The organism is Streptomyces sp. NPDC014727 (assembly GCF_043083485.1).
Lineage (GTDB): Bacteria > Actinomycetota > Actinomycetes > Streptomycetales > Streptomycetaceae > Streptomyces.
In genome coordinates this window covers 271,991-295,698 of record NZ_JBIBYR010000006.1, presented here as the reverse complement: position 1 = coordinate 295,698, position 23,708 = coordinate 271,991, and the positions used below count along the sequence as shown (strand labels likewise).

Genomic DNA, 23,708 nt, shown 5'->3' with positions numbered 1-23,708 from the left:
GAAACCCCGTGTCGTGGCGGTACGTCGTCTTTTACACCTACGTCACGCAACGGCGCGCGACAGGAGCCAGAGGACATGCAGACCAAGCTGGACGAAGCCAAGGCCGAGCTGCTCGCACGGGCCGCCAAGGTAGCTGACAACAGCCCGGGCGGTGGTGTCGGTGGCCCGGGCGGTACCCCCCGGGTGAGTGCCGCGGCCACCGGGGCCGGGCAGGAGCGTCCCGGGCAGGACGTACTCCTCTCCTACCTCCAGCGCTACTACCTGCACACCGCTCCGGAGGACATCGGCGGCCGCGACCCCGTCGACGTCTTCGGTGCGGCCTCCTCCCACTACCGGCTCGCCGAGAATCGCCCGCAGGGCACGGCGAACGTCCGGGTGCACACCCCGACCGTCGAGGAGAACGGCTGGACGTGCAGTCACTCCGTGGTCGAGGTCGTCACCGACGACATGCCGTTCCTGGTCGACTCCGTCACCAATGAGCTGTCCCGGCAGGGGCGCGGCATCCATGTCGTGATCCACCCGCAGGTCGTCGTACGCCGCGACGTCACCGGCAAGCTCATCGAGGTCCTCGCCGAGGGCAACGGTCACGCCACGCGCCTGCAGGACCGCGCGAACGCCAAGGGTGCCAAGGCCGCCGGGACCGAGCTGCCGCACGACGCGCTCGTCGAGTCCTGGATCCATGTCGAGATCGACCGTGAGACCGACCGCTCCGACCTCCAGCAGATCGCCGCCGATCTGCTGCGGGTGCTGTCCGACGTGCGGGAGACCGTCGAGGACTGGGAGAAGATGCGCGAGGCCGCGCTGCGCATCGCCGACGACCTGCCCGGCGAGCCGCTCGACGACCTCGCCGACGAGGAGGTGAACGAGGCCGGGGAGCTGCTGCGCTGGCTCGCCGCCGACCACTTCACCTTCCTCGGCTACCGCGAGTACGAGCTGAAGGACACCGACTCGCTGGCCGCCGTCCCCGGCACCGGCCTCGGCATCCTGCGCTCCGACCCGCACCACAGCGTCGACGAGGCGCACCCCGTCAGCCCGTCCTTCGACCGGCTGCCCGCCGACGCACGGGCCAAGGCCCGCGAGCGCAAGCTCCTCGTCCTCACCAAGGCCAACAGCCGGTCGACCGTCCACCGCCCCAGCTACCTCGACTACGTCGGCGTGAAGAAGTTCGACGCCGACGGCAACGTCATCGGTGAGCGCCGCTTCCTCGGACTGTTCTCGTCCGCCGCGTACACCGAGTCCGTGCGCCGGGTGCCCGTCATCCGCCGCAAGGTCGCCGAGGTGCTGGAGGGCGCGGGCTTCTCGCCCAACAGCCACGACGGCCGTGACCTGCTCCAGATCCTGGAGACGTACCCGCGCGACGAGCTCTTCCAGACGCCCGTCGACCAGCTGCGTTCCGTCGTCACGTCCGTCCTGTACCTCCAGGAGCGCCGCCGGCTGCGGCTCTACCTGCGCCAGGACGAGTACGGGCGCTACTACTCCGCGATCGTCTACCTGCCGCGCGACCGCTACACCACCGGTGTGCGGCTGCGCCTGATCGACATCCTCAAGGAGGAGCTGGGCGGCACCAGCGTCGACTTCACCGCCTGGAACACCGAGTCGATCCTTTCCCGGCTGCACTTCGTCGTCCGGGTCGCCCCCGGCACCGAACTGCCCGACCTCACCGACGCCGAGGCCGACCGCATCGAGGCCCGGCTCGTCGAAGCCGCCCGCTCCTGGGCCGACGGCTTCCAGGAAGCGCTCGGCGCCGAGTGCGGTGAGGAGCGTGCCGCCGAGCTGCTGCGCCAGTACGGCCACTCGTTCCCCGAGGGCTACAAGGCGGACCACACGCCGCGCGCCGCCGTCTCCGACCTGGTCCATCTCGAAGCGCTCAAGAAGGGCGAGAGGGACTTCGCCCTCAGCCTCTACGAGCCCGTCGGCGCGGGCCCCGGCGAGCGCCGCTTCAAGATCTACCGGACCGGCGAGCAGGTCTCCCTGTCCGCCGTCCTCCCGGCTCTCCAGCGGCTCGGCGTCGAGGTCGTCGACGAGCGTCCGTACGAGCTGCGCTGCGCCGACGGCACCCACGCCTGGATCTACGACTTCGGTCTGCGGATGCCGCAGACCAACGGCAACGGCAACTACCTCGCCGACGATGCCCGCGACCGGTTCCAGGACGCCTTCGCCGCCGTGTGGACGGGTGAGGCGGAGAACGACGGCTTCAACTCGCTCGTGCTGGGCGCCGGTCTGAACTGGCGGCAGGCGATGGTGCTGCGCGCCTACGCGAAGTACCTGCGCCAGGCCGGATCGACCTTCAGCCAGGACTACATGGAGAGCACTCTCCGCAACAACGTCCACACCACCCGGCTGCTGGTCTCGCTCTTCGAGGCGCGGATGTCGCCCGAGCGCCAGCGGGCCGGTACGGAGCTGACCGACGGGCTCCTCGAAGAGCTGGACGGGGCCCTGGACCAGGTCGCCTCTCTCGACGAGGACCGGATCCTGCGGTCCTTCCTCACTGTCATCAAGGCCACCCTGCGCACCAACTTCTTCCAGATGTCGGACGACGGCAAGCCGCACGGTTACGTCTCGATGAAGTTCGACCCGCAGTCCATCCCGGATCTGCCCGCGCCCCGTCCGGCGTTCGAGATCTGGGTCTACTCGCCGCGCGTCGAGGGCGTGCACCTGCGCTTCGGCAAGGTCGCGCGAGGCGGTCTGCGCTGGTCGGACCGGCGCGAGGACTTCCGGACGGAGATCCTCGGACTGGTCAAGGCACAGATGGTCAAGAACACCGTCATCGTGCCCGTCGGCGCCAAGGGCGGCTTCGTCGCCAAGCGGCTCCCGGACCCGGCCGTCGACCGTGACGCCTGGATGGCCGAAGGCATCGCGTCGTACCGCACCTTCATCTCGGCGCTGCTCGACATCACCGACAACATGGTGGCCGGCGAGGTCGTGCCGCCCAAGGAAGTCGTCCGTCACGACGAGGACGACACCTACCTGGTCGTCGCCGCCGACAAGGGCACCGCGAAGTTCTCCGACATCGCCAACGAGGTCGCCGTCTCGTACGGCTTCTGGCTCGGCGACGCGTTCGCCTCCGGCGGCTCCGCCGGTTACGACCACAAGGGCATGGGCATCACCGCCCGCGGCGCCTGGGAGTCGGTCAAGCGGCACTTCCGCGAGCTCGGCCACGACACCCAGACCGAGGACTTCACGGTCGTCGGTGTCGGTGACATGTCGGGTGACGTGTTCGGCAACGGCATGCTGCTCTCCGAGCACATCCGGCTCGTCGCCGCCTTCGACCACCGGCACATCTTCATCGACCCCAGCCCGGACGCCGCCACCTCGTACGCCGAGCGGCGCCGCCTCTTCGACTTGCCGCGCAGCTCCTGGGCCGACTACAACAAGGACCTGCTCTCCGCGGGCGGCGGCATCCACCCGCGCAGCGCCAAGTCCATCCCGATCAACGCGCACATCAGGGAGGCGCTCGGCATCGAGTCGAGGGTCACCAAGCTGACGCCCGCCGAGCTGATGCAGACCATCCTCAAGGCCCGTGTCGATCTGCTGTGGAACGGCGGCATCGGCACGTACATCAAGTCCTCCGTCGAGTCGAACGCGGACGTCGGGGACAAGGCCAACGACGCGATCCGGGTCAACGGCCAGGACCTGCGGGCCAAGGTCGTCGGCGAGGGCGGCAACCTCGGCGCCACCCAGCTCGGCCGGATCGAGTTCGCCCGGGGCGGCGGCCGGATCAACACCGACGCGATCGACAACAGTGCCGGTGTGGACACCTCGGACCACGAGGTGAACATCAAGATCCTGCTCAACGGTCTGGTGCGGGACGGCGACATGACCGTCAAGCAGCGCAACAAGCTGCTCGCCGTGATGACCGACGAGATCGGCCGTCTGGTGCTGCGCAACAACTACGCGCAGAACGTGGCGCTCACCAACGCCACGGCGCAGTCGCCCTCCCTGCTCCACGCCCACCAGCGCTTCATGCGCCGGCTGGTCCGCGACGGGGACCTCGACCGCGGCCTGGAGTTCCTGCCCAGCGACCGGCAGATCCGTGAACTGCTGAACGCCGGAAAGGGGCTCAGCCAGCCCGAGCTGGCCGTGCTGCTCGCGTACACGAAGATCACGGTGGCCCGGGAGCTGATCCGGACCAGCCTGCCGGACGACCCGCACCTGCAGAAGCTGCTGCACGCCTACTTCCCGGAGCAACTGCGCGAGCAGTTCCCCGAGGCGGTCGACGGGCACGCGCTGCGTCGCGAGATCATCACCACGGTCCTGGTCAACGACACCGTGAACAGTGGCGGTTCGACCTTCCTGCACCGCCTGCGGGAGGAGACCGGAGCCTCGATCGAGGAGATCGTCCGGGCGCAGTTCGCGGCCCGCGAGATCTTCGGTCTCGGCCAGGTGTGGGATGCCGTCGAGGCGCTCGACAACCAGGTCGCCGCCGATGTGCAGACCCGGATCAGGCTGCACTCGCGCCGGCTCGTCGAGCGCGGTTCGCGCTGGCTGCTCGGCAACCGGCCGCAGCCGCTGGAGATCGCCGGGACGATCGACTTCTTCAAGGCCGGTGTCGAGCAGGTCTGGGCCGAGCTGCCCAAGATGCTGATGGGCGCCGACCTGGAGTGGTACCAGTCGATCCTGGAGGAGCTCACCGAGGCGGGTGTCCCGGGCGAGCTGGCCCAGCGGGTCGCCGGGTTCTCGTCCGCCTTCCCGACGCTGGACGTCGTGGCGATCGCGGAGCGCACCGGCAAGGACCCGCTCGCCGTCGCCGAGGTGTACTACGACCTCGCGGACCGGCTGGGCATCACGCAGCTCATGGACCGGATCATCGAGCTGCCGCGGGCCGACCGCTGGCAGTCCATGGCACGGGCCTCCATCCGCGAGGACCTGTACGCCGCGCACGCCGCGCTCACCGCGGATGTGCTGTCCGTGGGCAACGGGACCTCCACGCCGGAGGAGCGGTTCCAGGCGTGGGAGGAGAAGAACGCGGCGATCCTCACGCGGTCGCGCTCCACGCTTGAGGAGATCCAGGGCTCGGACTCGTTCGACCTGGCGAACCTCTCGGTGGCCATGCGGACAATGCGGACGCTGCTGCGCACGCACGCGTAGCGGGTCGAGAGGGGGAGGCGGCCGCCGGTACTTCCGGTGGCCGCCTCCCCTTCGCATGGCCCGGATGTACGCGGCCCCGCGTCAGTAGATGCGGGTCTCGCCCGCCGCGTCCGGCGGGGGCGGCCGACGGCGTTGCCATTCCTGGGCCAGTTCGGTCGGAAAGCGGCGGCGGGCTATGCCGCCCTCGCCGGGCGGGTGCTGCTGCGGCTGTGGAGCCGCGGCAGCGGTGCTTCTACCGCTGCCACAGGGTGAGTTCGGTGAAGTAGTCCGGCAGATCGTTGGTGGTGCGCCTCTCCACCTTGGTGATCTTGAGCATGGCGAGATTGCCGTCGGACGTCACCGTGCACAGGCGGGTACCCACCGGGAGGGTCTGGCCGCGCTGGAGTTCCTTCTCCCTGATCTCGGACGGCAGCACGTCGGACTGCGAGCCCTGAAGGCACTGTTCGGGGGTGGCTCCGGCGCTCTTGCCCATGGGCGTACGGAAGGTCCAGCTGCCGCCCGACACCTCGCTCAGCTCCAGCTCGTCGTCGCTGTCGGTGAATTCGCTGGGGCCCGAGATCCGTGGTTCGTCGAGATCGACTCCGATGACACTCGGCTCGGCGGGTGCCCGCAGCGCGAACGGCCGGTCCTTGAAGATCACCTTGTAGCTGCTCTGCCGCGCGGGCGGTCCGGACGAGGGGGAGCCCGACGGCTTCGGATCGGATTCCGGATCGGAATCCGGGGCCGAGGGCCGGTCGCTGTGCTTGGCGTCGGCGTTCGTGCTGTCGCCGCCCTTGTCATTGCTGCGGGTGGCGATCACCCATGTCCCCGCGACCAGCAGCAGCGCGACCCCGGCGGCCGCCGCGACCCGCACCGGCTTCCGGGACTTCGGGGCGGGCGCGGTCGCCGGATCCGGGGCGGGCACCGGCGGTGGCACGGTGGGGTGGCCGGGCTGCGGCGGGGTGTGTGGCGCGGGCGGCCGGTGCGGCAGGGTCGTCGCGAATCCGGTCTGCGCACCCGGCGGCACCGGGTCGGCGGGGGCGGTGGCGCCGGTCGGCGACGGGCCGGCGCCCGGCGGGTAGGTGGGAACCGCCGCCGGGTCCGTCGTCGGCTGCGCCGGTTGCGGGGGCAGTTGCGCTGCCTGCTCGCGGCGGGCGATCTCCGCGGCCAGCGGCTCCGGCAGCCAGCCGGCCGATTCGCCCAGCGGCCGTCCGGCCGACTGCTCGCACAGAGCGGCGAGTTCGGCGGGGGTGATGCGCGCCCGCGGGTCGGCGGCCAGGCAGCGTTCCAGCAGGGGGCGCAGCTCCTGCGGATAGCCGTCGAGCCGCGGCGGCCGGTGCTCGGTGTTGGCGATCTGGGCGGCGACGGTCATCGCCCCGCCCGTTCCGTACGGATGGCGGCCGGTCGCCGCGAGCGCCGCGATCAGACCGAGCGAGAAGACGTCGGTGGCCGGTCCGACCGGCTCGCCGAGGGCGTGCTCGGGCGACATGAACTGCGGGGTTCCGATGAGCCCGCCGCTGCGGGTGAGCTGGGTGGCGTCGGCGGCGCGGGCGATCCCGAAGTCGATGACGTACGGGCCGCTCGCCCCGAGCAGGATGTTGCCGGGCTTCAGATCGCGGTGGACGACCCCCGCCGCGTGGATGGCGGTGAGCGCCAGGGCCGTACAGCCGATGAGTCGGAAGACCGTGGGCAGCGGCAGCGGCCCGTGGTCCATGAGCGCCGAATGCAGCGACATGCCGGGCACGAACGCCGAGGCGAGCCAGGGCTGTTGGCCGGAGGTGTCGTGGTCGACCACCGGCACCAGGTGATAGCCCTGCACCCGGCGGGCGGCCTGCACCTCCTGCTCGAACCGGCGGCGGAACTCGGGATCGTCGCCGAACTCGCGGCGGATCAGCTTCAGTGCGACAGCCTGGCCGCCGCGGGTGTGCGAGAGATAGACGGTCCCCATGCCGCCCTCGCCGACGCGGGCGAGCAGCCGGTAACCGGCGGTCTCGCGCGGATCGTCCGGTCCCAGAGGTGTGAGTATGTCGCCCGTGCCGGTACTGATGGGAGCCTCCCCCGCTCGCGTGACCGAAATCCGACCGGATGGAGCCTACGACAGGTGGCGGGCCGTCAATTCACCATTCCGGGTCGGGGCCGCGGCGGATCCGGCGGGGCCGGCCGGCGGCCAGTGGATCACGCACGGTCGGCACATAGGTGGGGGTGTACGAGGACGGGCGGGGCCGCGTCGCCGTCTCGATCCGCGCCACGGCCGACGCCACCGGGTCCGGCAGCCAGCAGGTGAACTCCCCCTGCCCCGGTCCGCCGTCCCCGCCGAGCGCCTCCCGGCACGTCCCGGCGACCTCGCGGGCGGCGGGGCGCTCCTCGGGCCGGGCGGCCAGACAGCCTTCGAGCAACTGCCGCAGCGGCTGCGGGTGATGGTCCAGGCGCGGGGGTTCGCGGTCGGTGCCCGCGATCCGGGCGGCGACCGCGAGAGCGTGGCCCCGGCCGTACGGATGCTGCCCGGTGGCGGCCTCGGCGGCCAGCAGCCCGAGCGCGAACACATCGGATGCGGGGGTGAGGTCCCGGCCCAGCGCGTGCTCGGGCGACATGTACTTCGGGCTGCCGATCAGCCGCCCCGCCGTGGTGAGGGTCAGGGCACCGGCGGCCCGCGCGATCCCGAAGTCCAGCAGCCAGGGGCCGCTCGCGGCGAGCAGCAGGTTGCCGGGCTTGATGTCCCGGTGGATGACCCCGGCGGCGTGGACGGCGTCCACCGCGCGGGCGAGGGCGCCGGTCAGCCGGAGCACCGCGTCCGTCGGCAGCGGCCCGTGCGCGCCGAGCACGGCGTCCAGCGGCAGCCCGGGGACGTAGTGGGTGGCGAGCCAGGGCCGCTGCCCCTCGACGTCATGGTCGACGACGGGCACCAGGTGGTATCCGGAGACCCGGCGGGCCGCGGCCACCTCACGGGCGAACCGCACCCGGAACTCCGCGTCCCGCGCGTACTCCCGGCGGATCACCTTCAGGGCGACGGGGTGGCCGCCCCGGGTGTGCGAGAGATAGACGGTGCCCATCCCGCCCTCGCCCACCCGGGCCCGCAGGGCGTAGCCGGAGATCTCACGCGGGTCGTCCGCCCGCAGCGGTCCCGGTACGCCGTCCTGCATGTGTCCCCCTGGGCCGTGTCCGCGAAGTCCCGCCTGCCCCGAGGCGGTTCGAGCGCAACCCCGTTGTGCGGCAGGGGAGTTTATCGCCCCCGCGGCGACGGCCTACTTCTTGCCGGTGAACCTCTCGTACGCGGCCACGACCTCGTCCGCCGGACCGTCCATCCGCAGCGTCCCGGCCTCCAGCCAGATCGCCCGGTCGCAGGTCTCGGTGATCGACTTGTTGCTGTGACTGACCAGGAAGACCGTGCCCGCCTCCTTGCGCAGCTCAACGATCCGTTCCTTGCTGCGTCGCTGGAACCTGGCGTCGCCGGTGGACAGCGCCTCGTCGATCAGGAGGACGTCATGGCTCTTGGCGGCCGCGATCGAGAACCGCAGCCGGGCGCCCATGCCGGAGGAGTACGTCCGCATCGGCAGGGTGATGAAGTCGCCCTTCTCGTTGATGCCGGAGAAGTCGACGATGCCCTGGTAGCGCTCGCGGATCTCGGCCCGCGTCATGCCCATCGCGAGGCCGCCGAGGACGACATTGCGTTCGCCGGTCAGATCGCTCATCAGCGCCGCGTTCACCCCGAGCAGCGAGGGCTGGCCCTGGGTGTGCACCCGGCCCTTCGTCGCGGGCAGCAGGCCGGCGATCGCCTTCAGCAGCGTCGACTTGCCCGAGCCGTTGGAACCGATCAGACCGATCGCCTCGCCCTTGTACGCGGCGAAGCTCACCCCCTTCACGGCGTGCACCTCGCGCACCCCCGGGGCCTGCCGACGCGAGACGATCCGGCTGAGCGCCGAGGTGGCGCTGCCCTTTCCGGTGCGGGCGCCGTTGACCTTGTACGTGATGTGGACGTCGTCCACGACGACAGTCGGTACCCGTTCGTTGGTGTCGGTCACGTTGTCAGCCACGTCCGTACCGCTCCTCGGCCTGCCAGAAGTACACGAATCCGCCCACCCCGCACACGAGCGCCCAGCCCGCGGCGATCGCCCACACATGCGGCGGCAGATGGGACGCGCCGAAACTGTCGATGAGCGCGAACCGCATCAGGTCGATGAAGACGGCGGCCGGATTGCACTCCAGCATCACCACCACGTAGTGCGGAACCCGGTCTCCCGCGAGCATCCTGTCCACGCTCCACATGACGCCCGAGGCGTACATCCAGGTGCGCAGGATGAACGGCATCAGCTGGGCGACGTCCGGCGTCCGGGCGGCCAGCCGCGCCACCACCATGGAGACGCCGGTGTTGAACACGGCCTGCAGGAACAGTGCCGGAACCGCCAGCAGCCAGGACGGCCTGGGGAACTGCCCGAACCCCACCAGGATCAGCACCAGCGCGCCCAGCGAGAACAGCAGTTGCTGGAGCTGCTGGAGGGCGAGTGCGATCGGCAGCGAGGCGCGCGGGAAGTGCAGGGCCCGTACGAGACCCAGGTTGCCGCTGATCGCGCGGGTGCCCGCGGTGATCGAGCTGCTGGTGAAGGTCCAGATGAACACGCCCGTGACGAGGAACGGAACGAAGTCCTCGATGTTGCGCTTCGTGTTCATCAGGACGCCGAAGATGAAGTAGTAGACCGTCGCGTTCAGCAGCGGGGTCATGATCTGCCAGATCTGGCCGAGCTTCGCCTGGCTGTACTGGGCGGTGAGCTTGGCGGTGGCGAACGCCGTGATGAAGTGCCGCCGCCCCCACAGCTGCCGGATGTACGCGCCCAGGGAGGGCCGGGCCCCGCTCATGGTCAGTCCGTGCCGGGCGGCGAGCGCGGCGAGCTCGCCCGGCACGTACACCGGGAGGAGAGCAACGGCGGGGGTGTCGGCCGGGGCCGCTGGGGTTGTTGTCTGGCTCACCACGATCGCTTTCGACGGGAGGGCGGGAACGCGACGACCGACGGGACGGGACCGTATCGTCGCAACGCCGAGGGTATGGCGCATGTGCGTCGCAACGCAACCGTTTCGTCGTTACGGACTATGATTCGGCCATGACCACCGACCCGGGAACCCGCCGCCGTGTCCCCGCCGGAGCCGCCGTGCTGCGCGAGGACGTCACCGATGCGATTCGCAGCGCCGTCTTCGAGGAGCTGGCCGCGGTGGGCTTCGCCCGGATGTCGATCGAGGGCATCGCCCGGCGCGCGGGCGTCGGCAAGACCGCCGTCTACCGCCGCTGGAAGTCCAAGCTGGCCCTGGTCCTCGACCTGGTCTCCGCCGTCGCCGTCCAGGGCATGCCGGCCCCGGCCACCGGTTCGCTGTACGGGGACGTCCGCGCCGTACTGGAGCTCGCCTCCTACGCCCTGCGTCACCCCGTCGCCTCGCAGGTCATCCCGGACCTGCTGGTCGAGGCGGCCCGCAGCCCGGAGATCTCCGACACGATCAAGGCCGCCCTGCTGGACCCGCAGCAGGGCATCGCCGCCGTCGTCGTGCGGGACGCCGTGGCGCGCGGCGAACTGCCCGAGGACAGCGACCCGGACCGCGCCCTGGACCTGATCGTCGGCCCGCTCTACTGGCGGCTCGCCGTCGTCCGTTCCCCGCTGCCCAAGGGCTACCTCGACGACCTGGCGGCATCCGCGGTCGCCGCGCTCAAGAACCGGTCCGGCTGAGGGATCACGCGACAGCCCCCGGGAAGCCCGGCCGGGCGGGAACCCGGGCCGGCCGGGCCCTATCCCTCGGCGAGCAGCCGGTCCGCCACCCGCGCCGCCGCCCCGCCGTCGTCCAGGTCGCAGAAGTCCCGGCGGAAGCTCTCGTACGCCTCCGCGTGCCGCGCCGCTGACGCGGCCAGCGTGCCCGGGTCGCGCAGCGTCGCGGCGATCTCGTCCGTGCCGACGAGCAGTGGACCCGGCGCCCGCGTCTCGAAGTCCAGGCAGAATCCGCGCACCGTGTCGCGGTAGTGCTCCAGGTCGTAGGTGTGGAAGAGCATCGGGCGGCCCGTGTGCGCGTAGTCGAACATCAGCCCGGTGTAGTCCGTGACCAGCACATCGGTGATCAGCAGCAGTTCCGCGGCGGCCGGGTGTGCCGACACGTCCCGGACGCCGTGCCCCTCGGGCACGCTCCCGGTCACCCTCGGGTGGCGCCGCACCAGCAGCGTGTGGCCGTCGGCGAGCGACCGTGCCAGGGCGGCCAGGTCGAGCGCCGGATCCCAGCGGTAGCGGGGCCGCTCGCCTCCGGTGCCGGGCGGATGGGCCAGCTGGTCACGGTAGGTCGGCGCGTACAGCACGACCTGGCGGCCGTCCGGGATGCCGAGCCTGCGCCGTACCCGCTCGGCGGTCTTGGCCCGGTCGGCCGAGAAGAGCAGATCGTTGGCCGGGGAGCCCGCCTCCAGGACCTCGCCCCCGTAGGCCAGCGCGCGGCGCAGCAACGGGGTGGAGCGGCGGCTGGGGGAGACCAGGACGGACCACTGGGCCGCCCGGTGCGGCAGCGAGGCGAGCTGGTGGTGGTCGGCGTACAGGGTGCCGCCCAGGTCCGTGCCGAAGCGGCCGAGCGGGGTGCCGTGCCAGGTCTGCACGACGGTCTGGCCGGGCCGTCGCTCGAACCATTCGGGGAGCTGGTCGGCGGTGACGATCCGGCGGGACCGCGCGAGCGCCTCGTACCAGTCGGCGCTGTGCTCGATGACCGGGACGGCGGCGGCCGGGGTGTGCCCGTGCAGCCCGTCGGTGACCCAGAGGTGCTCCGACTCCACTCCCCGGCGCACGAGTTCGGCGTGGACGGCGCGCGGCGAGTCGCCGCCCGTGTAGAGCACGGCGTCCCGCAGAGGCAGCGCACGCCGGGCCGGATAGTACGTCCCGCGGAGTTCGGCCCCGCGGTACGCGCCCCGCTCGGGGACCGCGAGCACCGGCCCGGCCTGCACGGTCAGCCGGTCGCCGAACCTGCGGTCCAGGGCGAACTCCCGGCGGGGCGCGGGGGCCGTGCCGTCCGCGCCGGTGCGGTGGAGCGGCAGCCGGGTGCCGAGCGCGGTCAGCACCCGGACCGGCCGGCCGCCCAGATACGCGTCCCAGCGGCCCTCGTGCAGCCCCGCGGCCACCGAGGGCGCGAGGAACGCGGTGAAGCGGCGCCCCTCGCAAGCCGCCGCGCAGGCTCCCTCGCAAGGCCCTTCGGGCGCCTCTTCGAACGTCCCGTCGGACACCCCGGCGCCGGACGTGCCGTACGCCCCGGCGCGCGGCTCCTCGTGCGTGACGGGGACCGTCACCGTCACGCGCAGCGCCTCGTGCCGCAGTACGAGCCGGTCGTCCGGGCCGTCGTCCTGCCGCACACCCGCCCCGGCCCCGGTCACCCCCTCCATCCGCAGCGCCCCCTCCGCCGTCCACGCGGCCCCGTCCACGAACGGCTGTCCGCTCAGGTCCAGCACCAGTTCGCCCGCCGCGTCGGCCACGACCGGCGGCGCCGCCTCCGGGGCCGCGGCCAGCGGTACCCGCGACCCGTCCGCCAGCACCAGCCGGGCCCGCCACCGCCCGCCCGGCTCCGGCTCGACCTCGCGCGGCGCCCGGTGCGGTGGCGGTGAGGCGGCCGCCATCCCGGCGAGGTCGGCGAGCGGAATCCGTACCGCGAAACGACCGTCCGCCCGGCACTCGACCGGGTGGCCGAACTCCTGGTCCCGCACCCCTTCGCAGGTCAGCACCAGGGCCTTCGGCCGGGCGCTCCCGTACAGCCGGCCGGTCAGCTCCAGGTCCTCGCCGATACGGCGGTCCTCGCACCGGGCCGGCAGCTGGGCCAGCGTCAACCGGAGCCGACCGCCCAGGTAGTCGAGCACGGCCCGCCGGCCGTCGCCCAGGTCATGGACCAGCGGCTGGACGGCCCCCGCCTCCACGGCGCGCACGGCCACCCGGCGGACCGTGCCCTGAGCGGCCACCATCATGCCCACGAGCCAGCCGCCGGGCCGCAGCCGGCGCGGGTCGAGTGTGAGCTCGAAGCCGGAGTGGTCGTAACTGTGCAGCTGCTGACCGGAGTCGATGGTCGCCTCGGGCGAGGGGACGTTCCGTACCGGCACCGTCCGCAGCTGCTGGCCGTGGGTCGAGCGGACCATGCCCACCTTCAGCGACTGACGCGACGACGCGGTCGGCAGATTGCGGATGTACGCGTAACCGCGCAGCCGCAGCTTCCCGTCGTCGTCCCACCGCGCCTCCAGCAGCCGGGCCACGGCAGGGAGATCGGTACGGGCCGGCCGGGTGCTGACAGGGACGCCGGGGAAACCGGCCTGCCGCCGCCCCGGCACGCCGCCGACCACGAACGTTCCGGTGCCGTTGGCCCGTTCGAAGGCGAGCACGGAGAGCAGCTCGGCGAGCCTGCGCTCCTTCACCAGCCGCCACTTGATCCGCAACTCCGCCGGCAGCTCGTGCGCCACGGCCCGGCCCGATCTGGCCGGCCCGTCCATCCGTTCCATCCGGTCCAGGAACGCCCCCGCGCCCGCCATGAACGCGTCCCGGTACTCGGGCCCGCCCATCGTGAGCCCCTCCAGGAAGTACACGAAGTCGTCGCGCAGGCACGAGAGGTCGTAGCGGCGCCGCGCGGCGCCGTTGGCCATCCCGCCCCGGCCCGCCAGGAACGCGCTGACCTGTTCGCACGCCGAGATCCGGTCCCGTACACCCCGGACGTCCGTACGACGCCGGGTGATCGATCCCTCCCGCACCCGCCAGTAGTAGACGTGCTCGTGCAGCACGTCGACCGAGCCCGCCAGGAAGTGCGCCGGGATCATCACCGGGGTGTCCTCGTAGAGCTTCCCCTCCGGGAAGGCGAAGGCGTGCCGGTCCCAGAAGGAGCGCCGGAACACCTTGTTCCAGGCGACCCGGTCGGCGAGCAGCCGAGGATCGCGGCTGATGTGGGTGCGTGTCCGGGTGGCGGTCAGCCAGCGGTACTGCCAGGCCTGCTGCCGCCCCCGCTCGTCCAGCCGCCACACATTGCCGGTCGCGAGGTCGGAGCCGGTCGACTCCAGGGAGGCCAGCATCCGCTCGTAGGCGTCGTGGACGACGATGTCGTCGCTGTCGGCGAACGCCAGGTACGGCACGTCCGCCGTGGTGTGCCGTACGCCCGTGTTACGGGCCGCGCTCAGCCCGCCGTTGGGCCGGCGGACATAGCGGAAGCGGCGGTCACGGGCGGCGAAGGCCTGGGCGAGGGCGGTGCTGCCGTCCGTCGAACCGTCGTCGACGAGGACCACCTCGATGTCGGTGACCGACTGTCCGGCCACCGACCGCAGGCAGTCCTCCAGACAGTCCTCGACGTTGTGGACAGGGACGACGACACTGAGGCGCGGCTTCATGTCCGGTCAACCGGGGCGGACGCCCCCGGTCACCGGCACTGCCCCGAACGGGTGAACAGGCGATTCGGCGCGCGGTGCGTGCGCGATTACGCTCGGCTGCCATGCTTCTCAGTGTCGTCGTGCCCGTCCACCGCGCTCAGGGATATCTCCGGGCCACCCTGGAGTCCGTGCTCGACCGGGCCGGCGGCGGACCGGAACTGCTCGTCGTCGACGACGGGTCCCGGGACGGCAGCGCCCGCATCGCCGCCGAGTTCGCGGCGCGCGACCCGAGGGTCAGGGTGCTCACCCTCCCTGGGCACCACGGCGCGGGCCCGGCACGCAACGCCGGAGCGGCCGAGGCGCGCGGCCGGTATCTGCTCTTCCTCGACGACGACGACCTGCTGCGACCGGGCGCCCTGGAAGCGATCAGCGCCCTCCCGGCCGGGAACGAACCGGATGTGCTCCTCCTCGGACACGACCGCGTCGACTGGTGGGGCGACGTCACGTCCCCGGAGCCGGTGCCCGACCCCTTCTCCACCACCACCCCGCGCCTCTTCCGCCGCGCCTTCTGGACCGCGCACGGCCTCCGTTTCACCGACGGTCCGTACGAGGACATCCTCCCCGTCCTCCGTGCCACCCTCCTCGCCTCCGAAGCCGGCACGCTCGCCGCCCTCGACCGGATCTGTGTCCGCCACCGCGTCCGCCGCACCGGCACCTTCGCCACCACCCCGGGGCGCCGGCACTTCGCGATCCTCGACGCGTACGAACGGCTGCTCGCCGAGACCGGCCACGACCCGCGCGTCCGGGCGGCCCGCACCCGCCATCTGCGTGCCGTCCTCGCCGACCCCGGCCGGATCGCCCCCGAGGACCGCGCCGCCTTCCACCGTGCCGCCGGCCTCCCCGGCAGCTACGCGGTCGAGCGGGCCCGGGAGGCCGCCCGCACCGGTCGCACCCGCACCCGGGCCGCGCTGCTCCGCCGCAAGAAGACGCTCCGCGCCCGCGTCATGCGCGCCGCGTACCGCACGGACCTGCACCGTCCCCTGGACCCCCGTCTCGCGGTGTACGGGGCCTACTGGAACCGGGGCGTGGCCTGCAATCCGGCCGCGATCCACGCCAAGGCCCTCGAACTGGCCCCGCACATCCGGGGCGTCTGGGCCGTCTCGTCCCGTCACCGCGATCGCGTGCCGCCCGGCATCCCGTACGTCATCGAGGGCTCGCGCGCCTACTGGCGGGCCATGGCGACCGCCACGTATCTGATCAACAACTCCAGTTTCCCCGGCGGGTTCACCAAACGCCCGGGTCAGCGCTACCTCCAGACCCACCACGGCACCCCGCTGAAGACCATGGGCCTGGACCAGCACCTCTACCCGGCCCTCACCCACGGCATCAGCTTCGAGAGGATCGTCGCCCACGCCGACCAGTGGGACTTCTCCCTCTCGGCCAATCCGCACACCACCGAGATCTGGGACCGGGTCTATCCCTCCGGCTACGAGCACCTGAACCTCGGCTACCCGCGCAACGACATCTTCTTCACCGCCACCGCGGAGCAGACCGCCGCGATCCGCCGGCGCCTCGCCCTCCCCCCGGACCGGACCGTGCTGCTGTACGCGCCCACCCACCGCGACTACCGCAAGGGCTTCGTCCCGCATCTCGACCTGGAGCGGCTGGCACGCGAACTCGGGCCGCAGTACGTGGTACTGGTCCGCGCGCACTACTTCTACGGCCGCTCGGCGGGGCTGGGGAGCGCCCAGGTGATGGACGTGACCGGACATCCGTCCGTCGAGGAACTCTGCCTGGTCTCCGACGCGTTGATCACCGACTACTCGTCGCTGATGTTCGACTACGCCTGCCTGGACCGCCCGATCATCAGCCACGCCCCGGACTGGGCCGCCTACCGGGCCTCGCGCGGCACCTACTTCGATCTGCTCTCGGGCCGCCCCGGCGACACCCCGGGCGCGGTCGCCACCACCGAGGACGAACTCCTGGACCTGTTCGGAACGGGCGAGTGGTGCTCGGCGCGGACGACGGAACTGCGGGCCGCGTTCCGGCGGCGCTTCTGCCCGTACGACGACGGGCACGCGGCCGAGCGCGTGGTGCGGCGGCTGTTCCTGAGCGACGCGAGGTAGACCCGACCGGCAACGCGGCGCGAGCGATGTCACCCGTTCGGGAGAGACCGCAACCGGTGACCCCCGGCCGTCCCCGGGGTTGAGCCGTACGGACAACCAGGCCCCGATGAACGGACGTGCCCAACATGCCGCCACGGCTCAGTGTCGTCGTACCCGTCCACAACGTCGAGCTCTATCTGACGGACTGTCTGAAGTCCCTCGCGGAGCAGACCATGGCCGATCTCGAAGTGGTGATGGTCGACGACGGGTCCACCGACAACAGCGCGGCCCTGGCAGCCGCGTTCGCCGCGCAGGACGGTCGGTTCCGGCTGGTGAGCCAGGAGAACGGCGGACTGGGGCACGCCCGCAACACCGGGGTCCGCAAGGCTGATCCGGGCGCCCGTCATCTCGCCTTCGTCGACAGCGACGACGTACTCCCGCCCCGCGCGTACGAACTCCTCATCGGCGCCCTGGACGAGACGGGCTCGGACTTCGCGTCCGGCAACGTGCTGCGGCTGCGGGCCTCCGGCAGGCTCCAGCAGTCGCCCAACTTCCGCAAGCCGATGGCGACGACCCGGCTGCGCACCCACATCTCGCGCGACTGGGACCTCGCGGCCGACCGGATCGCCTGCAACAAGGTGTTCCGCCGGTCCTTCTGGGACGAACACGCCTTCGCCTTCCCGGTCGGCGCCCTGTACGAGGACATCCCGGTCGTCCTGCCCGCCCACTTCCTGGCCCGCTCCGTCGACGTGCTGAAGGACGCCGTGTACCACTGGCGCGACCGGGAGGGCTCGATCACCACCCGTCGCGCCGTCGTCCGGGGCGTCCAGGACCGGGCCTCGCACGTGCTGGGCGTCTCCACCTTCCTCGACGAGCACCGCGGCGCCGCCGACAAACGGCAGTACGAGGCGCACGTCCTCGCCCATGACCTCTGGTACTTCATGGAGGCGCTGCCCGACGGCGACGAGGAGTACCGGCGCGCCTTCCTCACCTACGCCAACGAGTTCACCGACCAGGTCGACCCTGCCGTACTGGAGGCGCTCCCGCTGCGGCTGCGGCTGATGTGGCACCTCGTGCGCGAGCGGCGGACCGACGAACTGCTGGCGCTGCTCGCCTTCGACAAGGCGGAGCCGGGGGCGTTCGCGGTACGGGGCGTGCGGCGCCGCAGCGCCCTCTTCCCGGCCCTCACCCGGCCGGTGCCGCGTCCGGTCCTGCGGGTCACCGACCGGGACCTGCCGCTCACGGCCCGGCTGCGGGACGCCCGCTGGCGGGACGGCAGGCTGCACCTCAAGGGGTACGCGTACATCCGGAACCTGCCGGCCACCTCGCGCGGCAGCGAGTTCCGGGCCGGGTGGCTGCGGGCGGGGCGGCGGCACGTGGTGCCGCTCCGGTTGCGCACGGTCGTCGAGCCCGAGGCCACCGCCCGGTCCCGGCAGAGCCTGCACGACTACGACCGGTCCGGCTTCGAGACCGTCATCGACCCGGCCAGGCTCCGCATCGACGCGGGGGGCAGTGTCGAACGGCTCACCTGGCGCCTGGAGATCGGCATCGCCGGGCACGGCATGCTGCGTCGCTCCGGCCTCTCGACGAACGAGGCGGCCGCACCACCGCCCGTACACCGGCCCGACGGCGACCACCGGATCGTGCCCGCCTTCGACGGCGGCAGGCTGGTGCTGCACGCAGAGCGGATCGACGCCCGCTTCGAGACGCACCGCGCGGGCGGCACGGGCGACGGCGACGCCACCGTGGCGATCGACGGGATGATCCGCGACCGCCTCGGCGCGGGGCCGCTGCGCCTCGCGTTCACCCACCGGGCCTCCGGGACCTCCTTCGACCGTCCGGTGACCGTGCACGAGGGGACCGTGCCCTCGGCGGCGGGCTGGCGGCGCTTCACCGCGGACGTCCCGCTCGACGCCTTCGCCGACGCCCGGCCGGGAACGGGAGAGGGGGCGGCGCCCGCGCAGGTCTCCTACAGCCTGCATCTCGTCGGCCCGGACGGCCGCCGGACACCGATCGATGTGCCGGGGCCCGTCCTGCCGGGCCGCTACCCCCTGGGCCGGCACGGCGACGAGCGGCGCGAACTCGGCCTCACCGCCGGCCCCCGGGGCAACCTGCTGATCAGCGACCGCACCGTGCAGCCGACCGTCGACCTGGCGACCTGGACGGAGAACGGACAGGTCCTCCTGGAAGGCACCTACCCCGGCGACCCGGACCGGTCCGTCGAACTGGTGGCCCGGCACAGCGGGCACGGCGAGGAGGCCGTCTTCCCCCTGGCCCTCTCCGGCGCCGCCGGATCACGCCGGTTCGGGGCGGTGCTCCGGCCGGACGCCGTGGAGGTGCCCGGTGGGGAACTGCCGCTGGGCGAGGGCCACTGGTACCTCTTCCTCCGCGAGAAGGGCGCGCGGGACGACACCGCGGGCACCCCCCTGCGCATCCCGGCCGCCGCCCACCGCACCCTGCCCGCGGCCCGCACCCTCGCGGGCCGGACGTACGTCATCGAACGGCGCTTCCACGACCAGTTGCTGATCGACTGCGCATCGGTCCTCACCGCCGCGGAACGCGGCCCGCGCGGCAAGCGGCTGCTGCGCGAGGCGTACCGGGGCCGGCGGTCCATGCCGCTGCGCGACACCGTGCTGTACAGCAGTTTCGACGGCCGCCAGTACTCCGACTCGCCGCGCGCGATCCATGAGGAAGTGGCCCGGCGGGGAACCGGGCTGGAGCATCTGTGGGTGGTGCGCGACCAGCAGGCCCGGATCCCGGAGGGCGCCACGGCCGTCGAGCACGGCTCCGCCGCCTGGCACGAGGCGCTGGCGAGCAGCCGGCACATCGTCACCAACACCCAGCTGCCGGAGTGGTTCGAGCGGCGCGAGGGGCAATGTGTCGTCCAGACCTGGCACGGCACCCCCCTCAAGCGCATCGGTCTCGACCTCGCGGGTACCGCGCTGGCCAACGCCGCCTATATCGCCACCATCGAGCAGCGCGCCCGCCAGTGGAGCCTCCTGGTCTCCCCGAACCGCTTCTCCACCCCCGTCCTGCGGCGCTCGTTCGGCTACCGGGGCGAGGTCCTGGAGTGCGGCTACCCCCGCAACGACCTGTTCCACGCCACGGACCGGGCCAAGGTCGCCTCGGCGGTGCGCGAGAGGCTCGGCATTCCCGAGGGCAGGCGGGTCGTGCTCTACGCGCCGACCTGGCGCGACGACCGGCCGCGGGGCGGCGGCCGCTACGCCCTCGACCTGCGGCTCGATCTGGCCGTGGCCGAGCGTGAACTCGGCGCGAACACGGTTCTGTTGGTGCGTCGGCACTATCTGGTGACCGACCATCTGCCGGACAGCGGCAGCGGCTTCGTCCGCGACGTCTCGCGCTACGGGGACGTCGGCGAGCTGATGCTGATCAGCGACGCCCTGGTCACCGACTACTCCTCGCTGATGTTCGACTTCGCCCAGACCGGCCGCCCGATGCTCTTCCACACCTACGACCTGGCGCACTACCGCGACACCCTGCGCGGCTTCTGCTTCGACTTCGAGACCCGCGCCCCCGGCCCCCTGATCCCCGGCTCCGCCGGACTCGTCGAGGCGCTGCGCGACCCGGAGCGGGCCACCAGGGGACACGCGCAGGCGTACGAGGCGTTTCGCCGGGACTTCTGCGACCTGGACGACGGACACGCGGCGGCGGGGGTGGTCGACCGGATGCTCCGGTAACCGGTACGGCCCTGATCCGGCCCCGGTCCGACGGGCCCCGGTCCGTCGGACCGGCCGGTCCCGACAGCGGCCGGGCGATGCCACCACGCCCCGCTTGAACCGTTCGAGTGATTCAAGAATTCGGACGTTTGCGCAGATACCCAGGGCATGGAAGTCGCGATCCATATAAGTGTGGTTATCGGTGCGTTGCCCAGCGTCTGCGGGTTGCTACGTTCTGCCTTCATGGGTATCCGAATGCGGTGCGAAACCTGGGACGTGCGGCGGGCGAGAACGGTGGTGCTCACCGCCGCGGCCGTCGGTCTCCTCGCCCGAATGCTGATCGCGGCGAACATGCCGGGCCCGGCTGACGTACGAATTTTTCACGGTTTCGCCAAGGCCATCGTGCGATACGGCCCCATTCGGATTTACGAACAGCCGCTGCCGGGACTGCCCGTCTACAATCATCCGCCACTGGCCGGCTGGATGCTTCTCGGCCTGAACGACCTCTCCGAACTCGGAATCCCGTTCGGAACGCTGATCAGATCACCCGCCTCGATCGCCGACTTCTTCTGCGCGCTCATCGTGTTCGAAATCATGCGCCGGCGTGGCTCCGTCGGCCTGGCGGTCGCCTGCGGGGTGGGCGTGGCGCTCAGCCCCGTACTGATCGCCACCTCCGGCTATCACGGCAACACCGACGCGGTGGCCATCACCTTCGCCCTGGCCGCCGCCCATCTGCTCGTGGACCGGAAGTCCCCGCTGGCCGCCGGAGTGAGCGCCGCGCTCTCGATCAGCGTGAAGTTCGTCCCGGTGGTGGTGATCCCGGCGCTGTTCGTCGTCGCGTTGCGGGCCGGCCGGCCGGTGCTCATCCGCTTCACCGCCGGGTTCACCGCCCTGATCGCCCTCGTCTGGGGGCCGGTTCTGCTGACCGTGCCGGAGAACCTCAAGGAGAACGTCCTGGAGTACGCGGGCGGCAGCCACCGCCTCTGGGGCATCGTCCGGTTCGCCGATGTGCTCGGGCTGCCCCAGTCGTTCATCACCTTCGTCCAGGGCGAGGGCCACTTCCTCTTCGTGCTGGCCTGTGCGGCGGCCGGGGTCTGGCTCGCCCGGCTGCGTCCCGCGCAGCTGCCCGTGGCCGTCGGCGTCACGATGGGCCTCCTGCTGCTGCTCTCCACCGCTTCGGCCCTGCAGTACCTGACCTGGGCCGCCGCCGGGCTGTTCGTCATCGGGTTCTGGGAAGGCGCCGCGTACAGCTGTCTGCTCGGCGTGACCGCGGTCCTCGGCTACCAGGGCCGCTCCGCCGTGCGCTGGAGCGAAACGGTGCTGCACTTCGGCGAGGCCGGCTGGTTCGTCCTCGCCGTCGGCCTCGTCAGCGGAATCCGCAAGATCCTCGCCGCGCCGCCGACCGTGCCCGCGCCGCCCACCGCCGGGCGGGCCCCGGTCATGGCTCCCCGCACCTCGCGGCCCACCGGTTCCACCGTCAACTGACCGCCTCCCCCTTAGAGCACCGAGCACAGAGCACCGAGCACCGAGCACAACTGGAGAACGCCCCGTGAAGGAAAGCCCGAGCCCCAGGATCGGCATCCTGGTGGTCGCGTACAACGCCGAGACGACGCTGGAGAGGACCCTCGACCGCATTCCGGAGGACTTCCGGTCCAAGGTCGCCGAGGTCCTCATCCTCGACGACGCGAGCCATGACGCGACCTTCACCGCGGGCTGCCGCTGGTCGCAGACGGAGGGAATGCCGCGGACCGTGGTGATGCGGCACACCAAGAATCTCGGATACGGCGGAAACCAGAAGGCCGGATACGCGCTGGCCGCCGAACACGGGCTCGACATCATCGTTCTGCTGCACGGCGACGGGCAGTACGCGCCGGAATTCCTGCCCGACATGGTCGCACCCATCGAGCGCGGCGAATGCGAAGCAGTTTTCGGCTCCCGGATGATGAAATCCGGATCCGCTCTCAAGGGCGGCATGCCGATGTACAAATGGCTCGGCAACCGCATTCTCACCCGCTTGGAGAACGCCCTCCTCGGCTCGCAGCTCACCGAATTCCACTCCGGGTACCGCGCCTACAGTGTCGCGGCACTCAAGAAGCTGCCGATCCACCGGAACACCGACGCCTTCGACTTCGACACCCAGATCATCGTCCAACTGCTCAACGAGGGAATGCGGATCAAGGAGATCCCCGTCCCTACCTATTACGGCGACGAGATCTGCTATGTCAACGGCATGAAGTACGCGAAGGACGTGGTCAAGGACGTCCTCGAATACCGGCTCGCCGTCAAGGGATTCGGCACCTGCGCCTGGATCCCCAAGCCCGTCGAGTACGCGTTCAAGGAGGGCGACGGTTCCTCGCACGCCGTCATCCTGGAAAAGATGCGCAGCCTCCCGCCCGGCCGGGTCCTCGATCTCGGCTGCTCCGGCGGCCTGTTCGCGCAGCGCCTCGAAGCCCTCGGCCACGAGGTGACGGGCGTGGACTACGTCGAGGTCCCCGGCGTACGCGAGAAATGCACCCACTTCCACCTCGCCGACCTGGAGGAGGGCCTTCCCGCGGGGATCGGCGCCGACTTCGACTACGTGGTCGCCGGCGACGTCATCGAGCACCTCTCCCGCCCCGAGAGGGTGCTCGCCGAGGTCGCCACCGTGCTGCGGCCGGGCGGCCATGTGCTGCTCTCCGTACCGAACTTCAGCCACTGGTACTCAAGGCTGCGGGTGGCGCTCGGGGTCTTCGACTACGACCGGCGCGGCATCCTCGACGAAACGCATCTGCGCTTCTTCACCCGGGCCAGTCTGCGCCGCACGGTCAGGGCCGCGGGCTACGACGTCCTCCATGTCGCCTCCACCGGGGCCCCGTTCTGGGCACTGCTCGGCGGCGGACCGCTTCCCGCGGTCCTCGGCGGTGTGTCGAAACTGCTCACCCGGATCCGGCCGACGCTGTTCGGCTATCAGCACGTCGCACTGCTCACCCCGCACGCGGCCGAGACGATCATCGCTGGAGAGCACGTCGATGTACAGGACATCCTCAACCGACAGTACGTCCATGCCGACCGGGTCGGCGTCTGAGGCCGGCGTCCTGCGTCCCACCCCCGCACTATCGTCCGCAACCCCGGCCGTCGCAGTCAGGAGCAAGGTCTTGACCCTTCCCAGTCTGATGCTGCTGCTGTTCGCCGTGTTCTCGTCGGCGGGCGGCCAGATCATGCTCAAGCACGGGATGAAGGGCGCCGCGGCCGCCGCCGCGCAGGGCGGCGGATCCGTCGTCCTGCGTGCCGCGACCAGCCCCTGGGTCGTCCTCGGCCTGGTGGTCTTCGCGGTGTCGGCCCTCGCCTGGATGACCACTTTGGCCAAGGTGCCGCTGTCCATCGCCTACCCGTTCAACGCTCTCGGGTATCTGCTGATCGTGCTGGCCGGCGCGACCGTGCTGCACGAACGGACCTCGATGTGGACTTGGGCCGGTTCGCTGCTCGTGGTCGTCGGGCTCGTCACGGTGATGGCGGGCCAGCAACGCTGAGAGCCTGTCGGGCGGC

General features: G+C 71.6%; 12 protein-coding genes. 7 read left to right on the top strand and 5 right to left on the bottom strand.

From position 1 onward, the window contains the following. The first annotated feature begins 75 nt into the window (after window positions 1–75). On the top strand, window positions 76–5,088 hold the full coding sequence (locus tag ACF1B9_RS13240; RefSeq protein ID WP_391743927.1) for an NAD-glutamate dehydrogenase: 5,013 nt from the start codon (window positions 76–78) through the stop codon (window positions 5,086–5,088). A gap of 232 nt (window positions 5,089–5,320) precedes the next feature. Here the strand turns inward: ACF1B9_RS13240 and ACF1B9_RS13235 are convergent, their stop codons facing one another. From ACF1B9_RS13235 to ACF1B9_RS13220, 4 genes are all read right to left on the bottom strand, one after another. After that, a complete protein-coding gene (locus ACF1B9_RS13235; protein ID WP_391795911.1) occupies window positions 5,321–7,042 on the bottom strand; it encodes a protein kinase in 1,722 nt (573 codons plus the stop codon). Window positions 7,043–7,184: 142 nt separating this feature from the next. Continuing rightward, window positions 7,185–8,207, bottom strand: a complete 1,023-nt coding sequence (locus ACF1B9_RS13230) for a serine/threonine-protein kinase (protein ID WP_391743928.1) — start codon at window positions 8,205–8,207, stop codon at window positions 7,185–7,187. A gap of 102 nt (window positions 8,208–8,309) precedes the next feature. Further along, a complete protein-coding gene (locus ACF1B9_RS13225) occupies window positions 8,310–9,185 on the bottom strand; it encodes an ABC transporter ATP-binding protein (protein WP_391743930.1) in 876 nt (291 codons plus the stop codon). Then, entirely contained in the window at window positions 9,091–10,032 is a 942-nt protein-coding gene (locus ACF1B9_RS13220) for an ABC transporter permease (protein ID WP_391743931.1), read from the bottom strand. The genes ACF1B9_RS13225 and ACF1B9_RS13220 overlap by 95 nt, the downstream gene beginning before the upstream one ends. Before the next feature lie 128 nt (window positions 10,033–10,160). On the opposite strand from ACF1B9_RS13220, the gene ACF1B9_RS13215 reads away from it, so the two are divergent. Continuing rightward, on the top strand, window positions 10,161–10,775 hold the full coding sequence (locus ACF1B9_RS13215) for a TetR/AcrR family transcriptional regulator (RefSeq protein ID WP_351073578.1): 615 nt from the start codon (window positions 10,161–10,163) through the stop codon (window positions 10,773–10,775). 59 nt (window positions 10,776–10,834) lie between these two features. Here the strand turns inward: ACF1B9_RS13215 and ACF1B9_RS13210 are convergent, their stop codons facing one another. Further along, complete coding sequence (locus tag ACF1B9_RS13210) at window positions 10,835–14,422, bottom strand: CDP-glycerol glycerophosphotransferase family protein (RefSeq protein WP_391743932.1); 3,588 nt, start codon at window positions 14,420–14,422, stop codon at window positions 10,835–10,837. Between the two features lie 101 nt (window positions 14,423–14,523). Between ACF1B9_RS13210 and ACF1B9_RS13205 the strand changes: the two genes are divergently transcribed. From ACF1B9_RS13205 to ACF1B9_RS13185, 5 genes are all read left to right on the top strand, one after another. Next, the gene (locus tag ACF1B9_RS13205; RefSeq protein ID WP_391743934.1) at window positions 14,524–16,527 is read left to right on the top strand and encodes a CDP-glycerol glycerophosphotransferase family protein; all 2,004 of its coding nucleotides are present in this window, start codon (window positions 14,524–14,526) and stop codon (window positions 16,525–16,527) included. A gap of 125 nt (window positions 16,528–16,652) precedes the next feature. Beyond that, window positions 16,653–20,204: a CDP-glycerol glycerophosphotransferase family protein gene (locus ACF1B9_RS13200; RefSeq protein ID WP_391744072.1), complete on the top strand. Its 3,552-nt coding sequence runs from the start codon at window positions 16,653–16,655 to the stop codon at window positions 20,202–20,204. 222 nt (window positions 20,205–20,426) lie between these two features. Then, window positions 20,427–21,668, top strand: a complete 1,242-nt coding sequence (locus tag ACF1B9_RS13195; RefSeq protein ID WP_391743935.1) for a hypothetical protein — start codon at window positions 20,427–20,429, stop codon at window positions 21,666–21,668. 64 nt (window positions 21,669–21,732) lie between these two features. Beyond that, window positions 21,733–23,247: a methyltransferase domain-containing protein gene (locus ACF1B9_RS13190; RefSeq protein WP_391743936.1), complete on the top strand. Its 1,515-nt coding sequence runs from the start codon at window positions 21,733–21,735 to the stop codon at window positions 23,245–23,247. Window positions 23,248–23,317: 70 nt separating this feature from the next. Beyond that, window positions 23,318–23,692 carry a hypothetical protein gene (locus ACF1B9_RS13185; protein ID WP_351073569.1) on the top strand — a complete coding sequence of 125 codons (375 nt, stop codon included), beginning with the start codon at window positions 23,318–23,320 and terminating at the stop codon, window positions 23,690–23,692. Window positions 23,693–23,708 lie beyond the last annotated feature (16 nt).

Excerpts from the sequence above, each read along its gene's own strand:
- ACF1B9_RS13240 (WP_391743927.1), top strand. The coding sequence starts at position 76 with ATGCAGACCAAGCTGGACGAAGCCAAGGCCGAGCTGCTCGCACGGGCC.
- ACF1B9_RS13230 (WP_391743928.1), bottom strand. The coding sequence starts at position 8,207 with ATGCAGGACGGCGTACCGGGACCGCTGCGGGCGGACGACCCGCGTGAG.
- ACF1B9_RS13225 (WP_391743930.1), bottom strand. The coding sequence starts at position 9,185 with ATGTGTGGGCGATCGCCGCGGGCTGGGCGCTCGTGTGCGGGGTGGGCG.
- ACF1B9_RS13215 (WP_351073578.1), top strand. The coding sequence starts at position 10,161 with ATGACCACCGACCCGGGAACCCGCCGCCGTGTCCCCGCCGGAGCCGCC.
- ACF1B9_RS13210 (WP_391743932.1), bottom strand. The coding sequence starts at position 14,422 with ATGAAGCCGCGCCTCAGTGTCGTCGTCCCTGTCCACAACGTCGAGGAC.
- ACF1B9_RS13205 (WP_391743934.1), top strand. The coding sequence starts at position 14,524 with ATGCTTCTCAGTGTCGTCGTGCCCGTCCACCGCGCTCAGGGATATCTC.
- ACF1B9_RS13200 (WP_391744072.1), top strand. The coding sequence starts at position 16,653 with ATGCCGCCACGGCTCAGTGTCGTCGTACCCGTCCACAACGTCGAGCTC.
- ACF1B9_RS13195 (WP_391743935.1), top strand. The coding sequence starts at position 20,427 with ATGGGTATCCGAATGCGGTGCGAAACCTGGGACGTGCGGCGGGCGAGA.